Origin of the sequence: Pseudoalteromonas luteoviolacea NCIMB 1942 (assembly GCF_001625595.1) — a bacterium.
Classification (GTDB): Bacteria; Pseudomonadota; Gammaproteobacteria; order Enterobacterales; family Alteromonadaceae; genus Pseudoalteromonas; species Pseudoalteromonas luteoviolacea_A.
On sequence record NZ_AUXT01000057.1, the window covers coordinates 1 to 16,842 of the forward strand.

Sequence of the window (16,842 nt, forward strand, 5' to 3'; positions counted from 1 at the left end):
TGTTGTGATACCCGTGCCAGAGACTTGCGCAATATGCTCAAAATCACCATAGGTGTGGGTCGTTGTTAATCCAGAGGTGGTGTCTTCGGTACTTATTACCCTGTCAAATTCGTCGTACAGGGTATTAATATCCGACTGTTTACCTGCCTCATGTGGCTTTTGTACTGTGACAACACGGCCATATTCATCATAGAAACTTTGGCTGGCCACCCAGGTATCCAGTACGGTGCGTTTTTCCTGCTTAAGTACACGGCCGACTCGGTCAATATACTGTCGCTCTAGCGTTTCACCATTGACAACAGTATGAGAGATAAATGCGCAAGCCACGGCCTCAGTGCCATCACACGCGGCAAGGTAACGATACGACTGTGCACCAGAGGGGTGATAGGTCCCGAGCTTTTGACCAAACGCATCATAGGTGACGATTGATTCGACATTATTTACATCTTTAATGCGCGTTGCCTGACCAAAGCGGTTTCGCTCAACCACTTCATCGCCTTTTAACGTCCCATCACATGAATCTGCACTGCCATCGGCGGCAAGCGCACAACTTTGTGCAAACTGAGTTGAATAAATTGCGTATCGCCCTGCCGCATCAAATGTGGTTTGCGCCATACGGGATTGTGGTTCACCCGTTTCACAGTCTGTGGTGGTGCTTTTCACCCTAATCGTATTACCCCACGCGTCATACGTATGGGTTTTAGTCAGCTTTTTACCACATCCTAAGTTTGAGCCGACAATTTCATCTTTTAACATGTAGGCATGTGCATGGCCGCTACCATAATAAGTAAATGCACTGCTGAGCGTTTTATCGCCGGCATCTGGGGTGGTGTGTGTGACCTCTGTAGACTCTAAACGCCCTAAGCGTTTTTCAATCACATCTGTGCTGTAGGTGTTTGTGGTGGTTAACGTTTTTAACGCCTCCCCTTGCTCTCCATTTACCGTAAACGCCTCAGCATCAAAATAGTCGTAATTCGCCACTTGAGTACTGGTCACGTTGCCATAGGTATCTTGCACTGTGGTGGTTTGAGAGCAGTTAAACCCTGTGACACCAAGCGCTGAACTTAACCGCGCCTGACACTCTCTGACCTTGTCACTGTACACTTGCTTATAGTTTGCCGTGCCATCAGTGACTTGATAGCTATTCACCGCCTTACTGATGAGCGACTTGTCGATATTTGCATTACTCATCCACTTTTCTGTCGCGTAAGGCATGCCAGTCAACGGGAAAGCTTGGTGGTAACGGGTGTGGGTTGTAAATGTCGTACCTTGCTTTGTGTATACCGTAGAGATTTTTTGGAAACCCAGCATACCACGGCCACCAAATTGGGCTTTGGCACCTTGGTACTGATATTCAACACTGCTTGTCGTACTTGCGTTATTGGTTGCCGGGCTGTCTGAGGTCACCTTGCTCACCAAGACCATTGCCCCAACTAAAGGCTGCAGACGTAATTTTTGCGCGTCAAAACGCGCTGTATCGGTGGCAAGGTCTTCTTCAGCATCGACATAAATATCTGCAAAATGTGCAGTGTCGAGCGGCTCGTCAGTCGTGAGTCGGTATTGAATTTCAGTTTTATTTTGAGTTTGACCATGGCCACCTTGGTAAATTGCTTTGAGCATACCATCCGTTGCGCGTGTGTTTGCATTCGTGAACACAGTAACTTCGTGTTTAGACTTGTGTACTAAGTCCAAGCGCATATCCCCTTGCACGTCGGCAAAGTAGGCATAGTCACCTTGCTCGGCATCAAAGTCTTGTAACGTCAACTCACTCGACTCGTCTTTAAGTAATAAAAAGCGCTCTGGTGACCATTCATATTTTTGCCACGTCGAGCCTGTTCTATTTTTAAAGTAAAAATCGATAAACCCGTCTCGGTCGGTATCTGAAATAAGCGGCGGTAAGGCATTCGACACGTCACCTTTATTGCTGTCTTTATTACCCGCCTCTAGTGAGAACACAGATTCAAATGAGGGGTGATTTCCCCGGTTACTGCGGTTAATCAATACGCGCCAATAATGCGTGTCCGTGGTGTCATGTTTGCTCATATACGCAATATCGACCAATCCATCATTATTGACATCCACAGGGGTTAAAAACTGTAAGCTATCACCACCAATAGCCATGCCTCTATCCGCCACCGTCGCACTGACAAACTGGTTCAAGTTGCTTTCTGAGTCGCCTTCAAGACCTTGGTTATAGTGCACCGTAATGGTATTGGCATTGGCCTCTTCACAACTGTCTGTGACAGGGCAGGTCAGCGACATAATGTCTGCCAAGCCATCAAAGTTCATATCAAGCAGCTGCCAATCTGTGCCTTTTTGAGTAAAGCGTCCCCATTTACTGCTCTGACTGGTTTTCAAGTTGGTTCCCAACGGGTAGTGCCCTAACCGTTTGTTCCAAAGGCTGACTTGCAAATCTTTACCCTCTTTGTCATTTTTAAAGACTAAGTCTGGGTAGCCATCACCATTTAAATCCGCCGCTTTAATTTCAAACATCGGCGTATTTTTATTGAGTAACGGAAGATCAAAAGGTGCGCTAAACGCATTCGTGCTGCTAAGCGTATACTGCTGCCAATAAGCGGCATTGGTCGACGCCATTTTCTCTGACACAAAGTTAATCCAAATGCTTTGTTTACCTTCGCCTTTAATATCCATGGCCAGCATAGAAACATGATCATCTTGACCTAAATGGTCATCAGAGTGGTATTTATTCGCACCGTTTGACACACCACGCCTTATCTGTTGACACGTGATTTCAGCGCCGACATCACTATATGCACACAAGCGGTAGTTTCTGCCATCAAGCTTTTCTAGGGTTATTTGCTCTGCGGCTCCGTCACCTTGCGTATCGGCAAATACCATACCGGCAATCGGTTTATCTGCTAACCCATTACGATGATAAGTGGTGTTTATCATAAACCTTGTATCAATCGCGTTGTATTCAAAGCTCACAGGCTGCTTACAGACCTCAGAATTTGAGTGACTACTTGTAATACAATGTTTGACTTGCGTCAGTAGCCGAGCACCATTGCCTGCGTCTTCAAAGGTAAAGTCGTAGCGCCCTAAGTCTGTTTGTTCATGATTTTTGATAGAGATCCCATTAATTAGACCATCGTCACGCAGCCTTGTGCCTTCATTGACCGACATGCTTCTCACAAATGGGGCAGTGTCTAAGGCAATGGTCACGGTATTACCACTGTACTCAATCTTCTCAAGCAGCGGTAATGAGTCAGCGCGTGTGTTGCCCGCATCAAAGACACGTTTGTAGGTATAAGCGATCTCGTTATCTGGGTTTCGCATATTGTCATTGACAGCACGCAGCAACCAACTAAGGGTCTGATTACCATCTCCCCCATAGGCTTCAACGGTTACCCGCGAATTGTCTGTATCACCAAATGTTTTAATCGAGCCATCTTTACCATGTACCTCAAAAAAGTCAGCGGTCGCACCTGCGCGGCGCAATACGCGAATATGGCTGTCGACTTCGGTTTTATATAGCGCCAAATGAGTCGGATAGGTTTGATCAAGCTCCGTAATTTCAATCAGTCGCTGACCGTTTAAACAGTAGCGGTCGCCATCATCGTAATTGATGGCTTTAAACCCACCGTCTTGCGCAGTCGTTTGACGACAACGCGCAATACTCTCTGCTGCATTGAGGCTCCAACCCAATGCCAAAGCACTTTGTGGGCTTTGCGAGTTATAGCTCAAGCTCAACTCAGGCGTCACACCAGCAATGCCTGAAGGTAATGTAATTGGAATGGTATAGCTTGCACTACCGCCTTCGGTCACTCTAAAGCTACCCAGTGTGGCTGCTAATGACGCATTGGTGTCAGCTAATTCAGCAGAAATCGCGCTATGTTCAGCCACATTCACGACTAAATCACCAATGCCAATTTCACCATCTGCCTGACTATCGGCAAAGTCTATGGTTAACTCTTGAGAGTAATTAGCACTACACACATTGGTAATTTGAGGCGCAGACGCCGGTGCGCTCAAACACGCCCTTGCTCGATAGCGATAACTACCGGTTTCATGCTGAACGCTGTAATAGGCTAAAAACTCGCCAACCTGCTCTGCGCTCACTCGTGCAATTTCACGAAACTCGCCTGTTGACGAAACACGTTCGTATAAGCGATAGCCATCGACCTGCTCTGACGATGAGAATGTAAAAGTCGCTTTGCCCGGTGTGTGTTCATAAGTCAACGTCGGCGCAGGCAGCCCATCGGAGCCGTCATAAGGGAGTTTGCCCACCTCAAGTTCTACCCAGTCGCTGATCCCATCGCCGTCACTGTCTGTATCATACAGACACGCGCTGGTACCCGTGCATACACCATAAAAGTAATGTAACGCGTTATAGGCAGCATCGGTGTAACGCGCGCCACTGTGGCGTAAAATTTCAATGGCCACATTGGCATGGGTTTCACCACTTTCTAGCGCACTTACCCATTGCGCCTGCGTTTTACCGGCCAGTGAATTGGTCAGCGTTGTCCCACTCGCATACTCAAAAAGCTGCGCCACAAACTGCGCATAGCTGTTCGGTGTTGTTGGCAATGCCCCATTGGCATTGATCATGGCATTGACCATTTCATTAAAGACATGGCCATGGGCAAGTAGGTAAGTTAAAAAGCTGACCTCTGCTTTTGACGGGTTTTTCTGCAATAGCATGAACACCGCTCTGGTCACTTCAAATGACCACGCGCTGTCTTCACTCGGTTGCCATTGATGGGCCAACCAGTTTTCGTATTCACGCTTATAGGTTTGGGTGATATGACTATGTAGGTCCTGCCATTTAAAGGCATTGGCCCCCATCATACGCTTGGTGATGTCATGTACTTGCTCGTCGCCGGTAACAACACGCACCATCGTTGGGTTAATAATCGGGTCTGTTGATTTTTCTTCATCACACTGCTCAGGAGATGCGGGCACCCCATTCGCATCAACACATTGCGGCGCAAATATTTGCGGTTGCGCCACAATGCCACCGCTGTTTGGGAAGTTATAGTGCCACTGCACAGCACCTGACTCTGGATTAACGGAGTAAAGTACCCCGTTTAATGTGCCTACATAGAGGTTACTTTGCTCATCGAGCTGTGCTTGCGCGTTGGCAACCCCAGAGGTTTTAAAGAACCACTTTAACAGCATCAGATTTTGATTAAATAGGTGGTCTACTTTATAAAAATGGGCATTTTCAGCGCCGAAGTAAATGGCGTCCTTCCCGTTTAAGCTCTCTACCAGTGGTTTTGATTTCACTTCACCTAGGTGATTGCTCACCTGAAAATGGTCTTTTTCTATCAGTCCGCTGATGTTTTTAGACATATCGACGAAATAAGCTTTTAGGCCTTGGTTATCACCGATATACAAATATCCGTTATTACTGTATGAAAATGGTCTATCTAATAAGGCTTGCCCATCTGATGCAGCATCATCTACTTGAATAACGCCCAATAATGGGGCTGATTGATACGTCACACCGTTACTCGCTGTCACCGACACGCCCCCTGTGCTCAGGGCCTCACAAATGGCTTTACTGACTTTACCCTCTATTTTATTTCTTGAAACCGTTAACGCACTGTTACTCAAAAACTGCTTGTATCCAGTATTACGGATCCGCACTTCCACTTCAGATTGGGTCGCATGAAACCCCATGCCGTTAATGGTTAACATACTCTCGTTTGGACACGACCCATTCGACGCCTTAGAAAACGAGGCTGAGCTTATCACTGGCGGGATATGCTCAATCGTTAGCTGGTGTCCACCCAAGCATACGTCCTGACTATTACACGACACCACTTCGTAAGTTCTGACCCCCTGTTCACGGGCACTTATGGAAAGCGCATGCGACTGCGTTTGACCTTCTTCCACCACCGTTGCCGTTGCTTTTGCATTGGCAAGTCCTGGCCAAGACAGTACTTTATAGTAGTGCGTTGCGCCGTCGTTTTGATTGCGCCACTGCAAGGTGAAGTCGCCGCCTTCTTGTACTTCGTAATTCACAAAGGCCGTGACAAGGGGAGCTGGCGCTTCATAATAAATAACCGCGCTTCGATAATCACTCCATTGACTTTCTCTGTAGTTTTCTGTGCCTGGTGTACCACTGTAACCACGTGCGCGCACCCGCAATGTCTTGCCATGGTGCTCTAGTTTGGCATTGATACTTTGGGTGTACGTTAAAAGCCCTGTAACATCCACATCGGCTAAGGAGAGGGTTTCATAGTGAGTAAACGTGGCATCGCCAATTTGCGCTTCAAATTGCAAGTGCTCCGTATTCGCAAAGGCACTAAACTGGGCGTTATACTGACCTTGAGTATTAATGGGCTCCAATGTAAAGACAGGGACTTCTGGCCGCTTAATGTAATTAACTTTTAAACCTCTATAAGTCCTCTCGACTTGATTGCCATGGTTGTCACTTACAACAAAAGTTAAGGCGATATTATCTGCATAATCATCTGGGCTCGGTTGCCATTCAACGTTTACAGTTGCGTTGCCAGTCCCCGGTAGAACAAGATTTACGGGCAGTGCTGGAAAAATCGTATAATCACTTTGAGGAATTGTCTTATTGCCTACTTTTAGTTCAAGTGATTGTAATGAAGTCAGTCTATCTAATAACGCTGATGACACGTTCAGTGAAAACTTGAACTTTTCGCCTTCATTAATTACCGCATCGGCAGCAGACAGCGGCGAAATATAGAGATTAAGCGCGCTTTGGTAATATACGCTTTGCGATTGACCATATGGAATTCCCCCTGTACGTTTTGCATACACTGAATAGGTGACTCTCCCTGATTGATTGTGCGTATGGCTAAGAGAGCATATCGAGTTAGCGACATCACAGCTCCCAACGCGTTTTTCAAAGTCGCACCCCACCCTTGGATCAAACTGATCAACTTCGGTACCTAAGAACTTGCAAAAATAATATTCACTCTTCTCATCTAATGAGACTTCGGCTCGCAACATAACAGGCATTCCGATTGCTGGATGCGTTGGTGTCACAGTAAAGCTCTTAATGCTGGGAGCCTGCTCAACATCAATACTCCAATCCGCAGTGACGACTTCTTTACCGTCTGACACTGTCAAGGTAATATCAGTGGGCTCAGTAATGGTGACCGACACAGTACATTGGATCTGGCTCGTACCAGTACAGCTGGAGTTATAACTTTTCAGGCTGTTAACTGAATTATTAACGGTTAAGTCAACGGACTTGAGCTGTAAGCTGACAAGTTTATCGTCATCTTTAATATCTATGGTTAGCGTAACGGTTTCGTTTTCAGCAACGCTGTTTTTATTTGGACTAAAGGTTTGAATCACCGGTGCTGTATTTTGCGCCAAATACTTAGTGTACACCTCGTCAGTTGAGGCTTTATTGCCGAGTTTATCTTCAACAAACGCTTGCCAACGCACTTCACAGCCCCATGTTTTGCAATCACTTTCAACGGTGTCGGTAATATTGCAAGTAAGACTGTTGCTGGCACTAATCTGACATGCTTTATTGTCGTTGGTCGTTGTCGTTGTGCCATTTTTAGTGATGGAATAGCTGCGCGTGACATAAAAGCTGCTGATGTCTTTACCGGCATCGGTTGCTTTAAACGATAATTTGACTGGGTTGTCAGGGTTATTATCACCTACTCTAGGTTCAACACTTTGTACACTGACCGTAGGGAGCGTTTTGGCAACGACATTGACCCTTGTTCTTGCGGTGTAGTCATAAAGTACAATCCCTGATTCTTCATTGTAAATGGGGCTAGGGTCATCTTTTGCCCCCTCATTTAACCAAATCCAATGCTCTTTTCGGGCTAAATTTAATACATAACTGCCCGGCTTCAAATCATGAACTGTGATACATAAATCAAAATGGGCAGGTGCTGCTGGCCAACTAACAGCCAATCGATTATGACGGGGAGTTTCGACTAATCTTCCACTTGTATCAGTGACATAAAAGCGATCTAGAGTAACTTGAGGAGAGAACCCCGTTATCGCAGGGTCTCTGTACCTCCAAGCATGATGGTGAGGATCCGCATGTCCATTTCGAGACCCCTCCAAATCAGCCAAGTAACTATAACTATCCCCTTGTTGAATGGTTGCGCCATCGGCCATATTCACACAATTGCTGGCAGACACAATAGGCGCAATGAACAGCAAGCTCGAGGCTATCACCCCAATAATGGTTTGAAATACGCTCATAGTTCTGCGCTCCATGCTTGATTAAGGGTTTGTGTATTCTGTGGCTGCGAAGTCTCAGCGTCATCAAAGCTAAAGAGCGACATTGCACGCTCCAGTAATGAATTGCCACTTTGTGCGATGGGCACTTGTAAGCCACGCAGTCGGTTGCCATCTCGCACCGCAAATTGCAACCACCCAGCACTGGTGGTATTTGGTGCACCAATGAATAATTCTGGGGTATCAATAATCTCGTTTTGTATTGATTGAGGAAATGCAAAACTACGTGGCTGCGCGCTCAAATCATTAAGCGAATGGAGCGCGATATCCCCATTTGCGTAAAACACATAAATGCCATTTACAGCTTGGCTTTCTATTGGCGTAATGCCGTTTTTTTGTAACCAGCTGAGATGGGATTGAGGCAAGGATGTGGTATCGACAACAACAGGGCTTGCATAGAGTTGGGCTTGTTTAACTTGAGTACAGGTATGCTGCGAAAATAAGACCAGTGACACACTACATACCTGACTTTTACCACCAAAAATGCTCACTGAGTAAAACAGCTTGTTATTATATAGTGTCGGAGGGTTGCTTATCTCTCCAGAGAGAGGTTTTTCCCATATTAATTGCCATTTGGACTCTGTCTGAGCATCGGGTTCATAGCGATAATGTACTAACTTTTTATCATGAGTAGCAAAATAAATCGCATCGTCAAAAGCGACTAATGTTTTATGAATTATATCCTGATTAATATCATACAGCGGTTGAACATGCTCAGTTTTCGTACTTTTATTAACCACTCGTTCTGGTATAACACCCACTGTGATTTCAGTGTACTTTTTCTGACCATTAAAATCAGCAATACTCAATGTAAAAGTTGTTTCTTTGTAAACATCAATACTGAGGCTGCCATTATCAGGGTTTAAGTTATTATACTCACTGCCATGATTACTTGTTATAGACACAGCGCTTGCACCTTGCACTACCCAGTTCAACGTGACCGAATGAAACTTATCAACCGCGATGCTATCCGCGTAAAACGCATTAAGATCTGTTTCTTTTGATACCGTACGATTAGACCCCTTCCATTCAGAGCACCCATGATTGTGGCACCCGCGAATTCGATAAGACGTCGCACCTGTTGAGAGAGGTACATGATAAAATGCAGTGATCACATTGAGGCTTAAAGTTAGCCACTGGCCATTGACTAAGGCTTCTATTTGATAATAATGTGCGTCTTTTTCAAAATGCCAAGCTAATAAATCGCTGCCATCTTGCGGCTTTATCGAAAAGTAATCAGGATGATTTGGCTGTAATTCTATTGGAATAAAAATAATATGGTCGCCCTGAATAATGGGCGCAAAGGCTTGCTCAAAAGTGTTTGCCTTAGCATATTTAATAAATAACGTGGAGAGTAAAAACAGACTAATAAAGTGCAGCAACTTCATTTTTAAATCACCAAACAACGAGTTAAATTTTCTGAAGCGAATTTAATAAAAAGTAGCCAAGCACTTAAACCCACCTCCATGTGAATATAAAGTTACAATTATAAATCAATGAAACAACATAAACAATATATATAATTTAAATACATTAAATATTAACATTTTAATATTTAAATTTGACGAGTTACTTACCTCCTACGAGCCCTACAAATGTTCAGGGTGGGATCGCACTTTGTTAAAAAACATGATCAAATAGCCACAGCTTTTATTTTTGACCGTAATTATGAACCTTATAGAACATGATCTGCTTTAATCAGACCGGACTCTTCAATAAAAGAATATAATCCTGATATTGAGGTGTTACATGACAAAACGAAAAAACAGAACTTATACCAACGAGTTTAAGCAAGAAGCTGTCGCATTGGTTACCGAGCAAGGCTATAGCGTGCCTAAAGCGGCGGCGTCATTAGGGATAACAGATAAGCTGCTTTACAACTGGAATGAGCGTGCCGAGCTGCTCCGTCTTCGCAAAGAAAATAAGGAGCTGAGGATGGAAAAAGATATATTAACATGAGCTGCGTATAAAAAATTGAACTAAATGCCCTTGCGGTGATCAGATCTTTCGACCAAGAAACATAAGATTACCAATGCAAGGGCATGGATAGCTTAGATGCAATTTACGTAGATGTCGATGATTTTTGTTTATTTTTTGAACCTCAGTGGCTTAAGCACCTCATAGCATCCGGTGAAAAGCAGCACATTAAGCTATCTCGTCTAGCCTCTAGCGAAGTCATGACTATATTGATTGCTTTTCATCAATCGGGTTATCGCGACTTTAAAACTTACTACACCAAATTTTTTTGCCAGTATTGGCGACATTATTTTCCTGATTTAGTCAGTTATACGCGTATGTTGAAGTTGCTTCAGGCTACTTTACCCGCTCTGTGTAGTTATTTAAAGCCGCGCTTTGATAAGCCAACAGGCATCGTATTTATTGATTCAACTTCACTTAAGGTTTGTCACAACATGCGTATTCCTCGCCACCAAGTTTTTGCAGGCGAAGCCAAACGAGGCAAAGGTACAATGGGCTAGTTTTATGGCTTTAAACTTCACCTTATCATGAATGACGAAGGTGGTTTACTAGCCGTAAAAGTGACCGCTGGGAATGTTGATGATAGAAAGCCAATGCTAGATATGGTCGAGAATGTTACAGGTGGCTTATACGCTAAAGGCTATGTATCTGCAAGCCTAAAAGCGGAACTTGCTAAGCAAGACATTGACTTTATTACAGGTCAACGAAGTAATATGAAACGTCAGCCAATCTTATCTTGGGATAGAGCAATGCTATCAAAACGCTTCATCATTGAAACTGTTTTCGATCAGCTAAAAAAACATGGCTCAAATAGACCATACAAGGCACCGAAGCTGCATCTCATTTATGGTTAATTTAATGGCTGGATTAATTGCTTATACCTTTCAGGCTAAAAAGCCGAGTATAAAAGTAACTCGGCTATAATTCTTATGTAGATCTGAGGTTATATTAAAAAAGGCCAGTGCCCTGTTGCTCAAGGAAACCAAGTAGCGTTTGAAACCGTTAAACAGCTAGCTTCAAATTATCCGGTTAGCCAGCTCTGTAAGAGTTTTAATGTTAGTCGTTCAGCCTATTACGCTTGGCTTAATAAGCCTACTGACATTATCACTGCTGAGCAGTTGCGTTTGTATCGCAGGGCAAAGGATATATTTAAACAAAGCCGAAACAGCCTAGGCTATCGAGAGCTGCGGAAACGGTTATGCAATGAGGGCTTTAAAATCAGTGACTATAGCACACAAAAACTGATGGCTAGGTTTAGTGGTTACGCAACGTGTGGCCTACAAGGTTACGACCAAGCGTAAACACAGTGATGCTGTGGCTGATAATCTGTTGAACCAGAACTTTAATCCTGTTGCCCCCAATCACATCTGGGCGGGCGACGTGACTTACCTGAAAACTGTCGAAGGTTGGATATATCTGGCGATTGTCCTGGATTTATATCCCAGACGCATTGTTGGCTGGCATATTGATAAACGCATGACGACTGACTTAGTCAGCAAAGCCATGATGAAAGCCTATAATTTGCGCCAACCTCCTAAGGGCTTGGTGTTTCATAGCGATAGTAATAATGTTCTAGCTTTGTTTTATTGTATTAATCATTCATTAATGGTTCATGCTTAATACATGGTACCAACAATGTACTAGGTTCTCTAACTCTCATAGCGATAGACCATTAATTTGTGTCATTCCTCGGATCTGTCGATTGCCTAGTTTCATTGCTTGGTGAGGATAACCTCTTCAGTATTTGTGACTCAAGAAGGGCCTGTTGATTATCTCATTACTGTCATGTCCAAGTATTTGATTTGGTGCTCTCATCCATATTGACTGCAACCTAGGAAACAAGTTATGAATCAGATCAAAGAGTTTGTTGTGGGTGGTGTTGATACCCACAAGGACATCCATGTCGCTGCCGTAGTTAATGAATTAAACCAAGTACTATCTAGCGAAAGCTTTCCAACAACTAGGTATGGATATAAGAAAATGCTTATGTGGATGTCGTCATTTGGTCGAGTTTCACGAGTGGGAATTGAGTGCTCTGGCACATATGGTTTAGGCCTATTGCGTTATATGCAAAGCAGCGGGGTTGATGTTTTAGAAGTCACTTCACCAGACAATTCGGATCGCCGTAGACGACGAAAAAACGATACTTTAATGCTGAAAATGCAGCACATGATGCTTTTAGCAAATTACGTACAGTTACACCAAAAACAAGAGATGGTATGGTTGAATCTCTTAGAGTTTTAAAAAGCTGCCGTAAAAGTGCTGTGGCCGCTAGAACAGTAGCATTGCAGATGATAAGAACGAGCATCGTGTCAGCTCCTGATGAGTTACGTGAAACTCTTAGACATATGACAAGAATGAGTTTGATTCGTACGCTTGCATCAACACGACACGACCTGACTTAACAAATTACAAAGATATTAGCACCACCGTATATAGGATCACTTTAAAATCCCTTGCTAGAAGATACATTGAGCTTCACGATGAAATTTCTGATTTAGATAAAATGATCAGAGGCTCACAGTACACTAGCAAGCGTTATCGTAAGCTGCTGGCGAGTTTATGGGCATAAGAGCGTCAATGCTGTTATTGAACGCTTCTTCGGCAGCCTAAAGCATGATTGGTAACTGAAAGTACCGCAATCGACAAGAGAGCACATGAAAAACGATGTCGCAGGTTATATGCGATATTATGAAGTAGACCGTCGCATACCGCTAACAACGATATGTCGCCAATTAACTATGAAAATTCCTTTAGGAAAGTGTCCGGTTTAACTTGAGCAGAACTAGAGGAGCTTTTCTCATTTTACTAGACGTAAAAAATCTGCGGAATCTTTTGAAAAAAGGTGCACTTGGCACCTTTTTTATTGCGATTTGTTGTGTAGAGACATAAGCAATTCAGCTTCTGCCCTTGGCAGTTCACACTCTCTCATAATCTCTTCAAGGTCAGCGCCTAACTCCACCATTTTAACGGCTCTGGAGTATATTTTAGCGTCTGGATCATCGTATTTTTGAGCCGCTTGTTGTTGAGCAAGTTCTTTAGCAAACCCCTCACAAGCAACCAGTCGTTTACCAATACTCAAGACGCTGGCTCTCACCTCAGCAATTTCACTTCTTAGAATGCTGATTTGATCAGCATCATTTTGTGTTTGCTTTTGTAGCCTTGCATAGTGCTGTTGGCTTTGTTGTATACGCTTACTAAAAACAAACAAAATCCCCAAGCACAGAATACTGATAAAGCTTGAGGCAATGACTAGTACGATTAAAACATCGTCTAAAGTTACTGCAGCCACGATTTAAAGATGACTCAGCTCATCCCACTCATCGTCGCTGAGTAGTTTGTTCAAATCGACCAAGATTAATAATTCACCTTCTCGGTTAGATACACCTTGGATAAACTTCGCACTTTCTTCTGTGCCAATATTCGGCGCGCTGTCAATTTCTGAGCTGCGTAAATAAACAACTTCAGCAACACTATCAACTAGAATACCAATAACCTGCTTTTCAGCTTCAATGATGACTATTCTAGAGTTATCTGTTACTTCTGCGCTCATCAAGCCAAACCTTGCGCGCGTGTCAATAACAGTAACGACGTTACCACGCAGGTTGATAATACCCAGCACATAGCTCGGTGCACCTGGAACTGGCGCGATTTCAGTGTAACGAAGTACCTCCTGCACTTGCATCACATTGATACCGTAAGTTTCTTCCTCTAGTTTGTATGTCACCCACTGTAGGACTTCATCATTACTATCGGCATTTTTATCTGCAGAAAGTATTCTTTCTTGACTCATGATTAAACTCCAGATTGATGCTAGTTACTGCTCTCGGCTATCGAGGCCTTGTTCTAGCAACCTATTTAAATTCTCTACGTCAATAAGCGCACACATTTTATCTTTAATCACGCCCGCAAGCCATGGGCGCTTTCCACATGCTGTTCGCCATTTAACGTCGTCAGCAGTCAGTGTGATATTGTTTACCAGTTTTTCAGCTAACAGCCCCCAAGGGCTATCTCCCAGCATAATTAGATACTGGTAATTAAGCTGCTCCTCAAGCTCTGGTGTGTACTTTTCAGGCATAACCCAACGAGCCGTATCCACCACATTAAGCTTTTCTTCTCTGTTGAGCATAACCCCTTTAAACCACTTTGGCTTACCAAATAATTGGTTTACTTCTGTTAATTGATGAATACCACCAAGAGACTGTAACGGGACAGCTAGTGTTAGTCCCGCTACCTCAAAGAACAATGCTTGGAACTCACCCTCAATGAAGGCATCCTTCGCAGCGCTCAATTTTGGTGCTTGTTCTTTGATAATAGTTGTATTTTCAGTTATCTCAAGCTCTTGGGCTGGTGCCACCGTAGATTCTTGTAGATCTTTTACAACAGGCTTAACTTCGGGCTCAACTTTCTCTTCTATTTGAACTTCTGTTTTTGCCTCAGCTTGCTCAATAATTTTGACTTTAGGAGCAGTTTGCACTTGTTTTTGCGCATCAGGCACAGACTCAAGCAACCTAGCAACGGGTGCAAGCGCAACATCCTGTTCGTCCTCTTCTTGTAACAAGGCTCCTAGATATTGTTTCATCACTTGTTCGTTCGCAAACAGGTGCTTACTCATTATTACCTCTTTCCAGTTCACCAATATGCTCTAACAACGCCTTATAAGCATATACCCCTCGAGACTTAGGGCAAAACTGTATCGGTACTTGTTGAGCCAAACTTGCATCTCTAAACTTGGTGTCTACTGGGATTACTCCAGACCATACTTTGTCTTTGTATGATTCTACAAGAGACTTATATGCTTCTAAAGATGCCTTGGTACGCTTATCGTACATTGTTGGCACTATAGTATATTGATATTGCTTAGAATGCGAACTTTGCATTAATGTCATCGTCCGCATCATCCTGTCTAACCCTTTAAGTGCCAAAAACTCGGTTTGAACAGGAATTAAAATACGCTCACTCGCGGCCAAAGCGTTGACCATCAAAACCCCAAGTACAGGGGGACAATCTAAAATTGCGTAATCATAATAATCACTGATTTTTGCTAACGCCTTTTTCAAAACAAGGCCCATGCCAGAACGATTACCCATACTCCTATCCAGAGTGGCAATAGCCATTGTCGCAGGCAGAATATCCAAATTTTCTACCGTCGATGGACATAAAGCTTGTAGTATTTCTTCACTTGCCATATTGGAGCCACGTATAAAAATATCGTACACGCTCACTTCAAGGTCTTCTGAGTCAATACCAAAGTAATATGTCAAAGATGCATGGGGATCGGTATCGATCAACAATACCTTCTTGCCTTGCGCAGCTAAAATACCACCAAGACTTACCGTTGTGGTCGTTTTCCCCACGCCACCTTTTTGATTAGCAACCGTCCAAATTTTCACTTTATTATTTTATTCCTTTGTGATTTGTCATGGCTAAGCTGTATTAATAATCAGTATAACTTAAGCAATTCCTAACTCTTTGTTGATACGCAACGCTACGTCCTGTAGAGCCAAACTCTCAGAGGACAAGCCAGCTGCTGCGACAGCTTGAGGCATGCCGTAAACAACGCAGGTTTTTTCATCTTGCGCCCAAATCGTAGCGCCGACCTGTTGCAACATCCTCGCACCATCTCTGCCATCAGCGCCCATGCCTGTCAAAACGATTGCCAATACATCACCAGAATAGGCTTTAGCAGTACTTGCGAAAGTTACATCGACACAAGGTTTATAGGTAATTCTTGGACTATCGTCTTCGAATACTTTTAAGGTTTTGCTGCCACCGCGAGATTCAACCATCATTTGCTTGCCGCCTGGTGCTAAGTAGGCAACGCCTGGCATTAACCTGTCACCTTGTTCAGCTTCCTTCACTTTAATTTTGCATAGACTGTTAAGCCTTTGTGCAAAAGCTGGGGTGAATGCTGCCGGCATATGCTGAATTAATAGAATGGGGTGTGGAAAGTTAGCAGGCAATTGCGTCAAAATCGTTTGCAATGCCACTGGTCCACCCGTAGAGGTACCAATTGCAACCACTTGATATGACTTGCCAGAAGCCTTAAAACTTCGCTGAGGGGTCGTTTCTGGTACCGCTTTTTGGAAGCTCCTATCTGGCTGTGTGACCGTTGAGCTTGTGCGAGTGCTGCTAGCAGGCTTTGGCGAGAAACTTGATGTGCTCGAAATAGCCGCCGGTTTGGATGGAGAAATAGGCCTAGTGAATCTACTTACACGCTTTCGACCGATTTCTTTAACTTTGTTTTGCAGTGCTCGTATAGCTTCTTCACTGTTTCTTGCGATATCTTCAAACTTTTTGGGTAAAAAGTCTACCGCACCTGCATCTAGTGCATCTAATGTTGCACTTGCACCTTCTCTTGTTAATGAAGAAAACATTAAGATAGGCGTTGGGTTACTTTGCATTATTTTTTTAACAGCGCTAATGCCATCTAACACGGGCATTTCAACATCCATTGTAATTACGTCTGGTCGTAGCTTGCTCGCCTTCTCTACAGCTTCTTGGCCATTGACTGCAAAGTCAATTACCTCAATTCCAGTATCTTTTTCTAGTATTTCACTTACACGACGACGAAAAAAACTTGAGTCGTCAACTACTAATACTTTAACTGCCATTGGCATCGCTCTTTTTTATGTTACAGATCCGAAAAGTGGTGCA

7 protein-coding genes and 5 pseudogenes are annotated in these 16,842 nt (G+C 43.7%); 5 read left to right on the top strand and 7 right to left on the bottom strand.

The window, feature by feature from the left end:
• Both N482_RS04140 and N482_RS04145 read right to left on the bottom strand, forming a co-directional pair.
• A partial coding sequence (locus tag N482_RS04140; RefSeq protein WP_081227737.1) for a SpvB/TcaC N-terminal domain-containing protein occupies positions 1 to 8,172 on the bottom strand: 8,172 nt, incomplete at its 3' end.
• Positions 8,169 to 9,596 (bottom strand): hypothetical protein, encoded by a 1,428-nt coding sequence (locus tag N482_RS04145; protein WP_063375876.1) that lies wholly within the window; start codon positions 9,594 to 9,596, stop codon positions 8,169 to 8,171. The genes N482_RS04145 and N482_RS04140, both read right to left, overlap by 4 nt.
• A gap of 361 nt (positions 9,597 to 9,957) precedes the next feature.
• On the opposite strand from N482_RS04145, the pseudogene N482_RS24705 reads away from it, so the two are divergent.
• The 5 pseudogenes from N482_RS24705 to N482_RS26045 form a co-directional block, all read left to right on the top strand.
• A pseudogene (locus N482_RS24705) lies at positions 9,958 to 10,161 on the top strand (transposase); the annotation flags it as partial.
• 89 nt (positions 10,162 to 10,250) lie between these two features.
• A pseudogene (locus tag N482_RS24050) lies at positions 10,251 to 11,109 on the top strand (IS982 family transposase).
• Positions 11,110 to 11,132: 23 nt separating this feature from the next.
• A pseudogene (locus N482_RS25460) lies at positions 11,133 to 11,745 on the top strand (IS3 family transposase); the annotation flags it as partial.
• A 285-nt stretch (positions 11,746 to 12,030) separates the two neighbouring features.
• Positions 12,031 to 12,697: pseudogene (locus N482_RS25465) on the top strand (IS110 family transposase); the annotation flags it as partial.
• Positions 12,698 to 12,964, top strand: a pseudogene (locus N482_RS26045) (IS3 family transposase); the annotation flags it as partial.
• A gap of 84 nt (positions 12,965 to 13,048) precedes the next feature.
• Here the strand turns inward: N482_RS26045 and N482_RS04175 are convergent.
• The 5 genes from N482_RS04175 to N482_RS04195 are packed head-to-tail and all read right to left on the bottom strand — an operon-like array spanning position 13,049 to position 16,799.
• A complete protein-coding gene (locus tag N482_RS04175) occupies positions 13,049 to 13,480 on the bottom strand; it encodes a DUF2802 domain-containing protein (protein ID WP_419555006.1) in 432 nt (143 codons plus the stop codon).
• Entirely contained in the window at positions 13,481 to 13,978 is a 498-nt protein-coding gene (locus tag N482_RS04180) for a chemotaxis protein CheW (RefSeq protein ID WP_023401824.1), read from the bottom strand.
• 24 nt (positions 13,979 to 14,002) lie between these two features.
• A complete protein-coding gene (locus N482_RS04185) occupies positions 14,003 to 14,800 on the bottom strand; it encodes a chemotaxis protein CheW (RefSeq protein WP_063375882.1) in 798 nt (265 codons plus the stop codon).
• Positions 14,793 to 15,578, bottom strand: a complete 786-nt coding sequence (locus N482_RS04190) for a ParA family protein (RefSeq protein ID WP_063375883.1) — start codon at positions 15,576 to 15,578, stop codon at positions 14,793 to 14,795. The genes N482_RS04185 and N482_RS04190 overlap by 8 nt, the downstream gene beginning before the upstream one ends.
• Positions 15,579 to 15,638: 60 nt before the next feature.
• The gene (locus N482_RS04195) at positions 15,639 to 16,799 is read right to left on the bottom strand and encodes a protein-glutamate methylesterase/protein-glutamine glutaminase (RefSeq protein WP_063375884.1); all 1,161 of its coding nucleotides are present in this window, start codon (positions 16,797 to 16,799) and stop codon (positions 15,639 to 15,641) included.
• Positions 16,800 to 16,842 lie beyond the last annotated feature (43 nt).

Bases quoted from the DNA above. Each gene is read 5' to 3' on its own strand.
- N482_RS04195 (WP_063375884.1), bottom strand. From the start codon at position 16,799: ATGGCAGTTAAAGTATTAGTAGTTGACGACTCAAGTTTTTTTCGTCGT.
- N482_RS04145 (WP_063375876.1), bottom strand. From the start codon at position 9,596: ATGAAGTTGCTGCACTTTATTAGTCTGTTTTTACTCTCCACGTTATTT.
- N482_RS04185 (WP_063375882.1), bottom strand. From the start codon at position 14,800: ATGAGTAAGCACCTGTTTGCGAACGAACAAGTGATGAAACAATATCTA.
- N482_RS04180 (WP_023401824.1), bottom strand. From the start codon at position 13,978: ATGAGTCAAGAAAGAATACTTTCTGCAGATAAAAATGCCGATAGTAAT.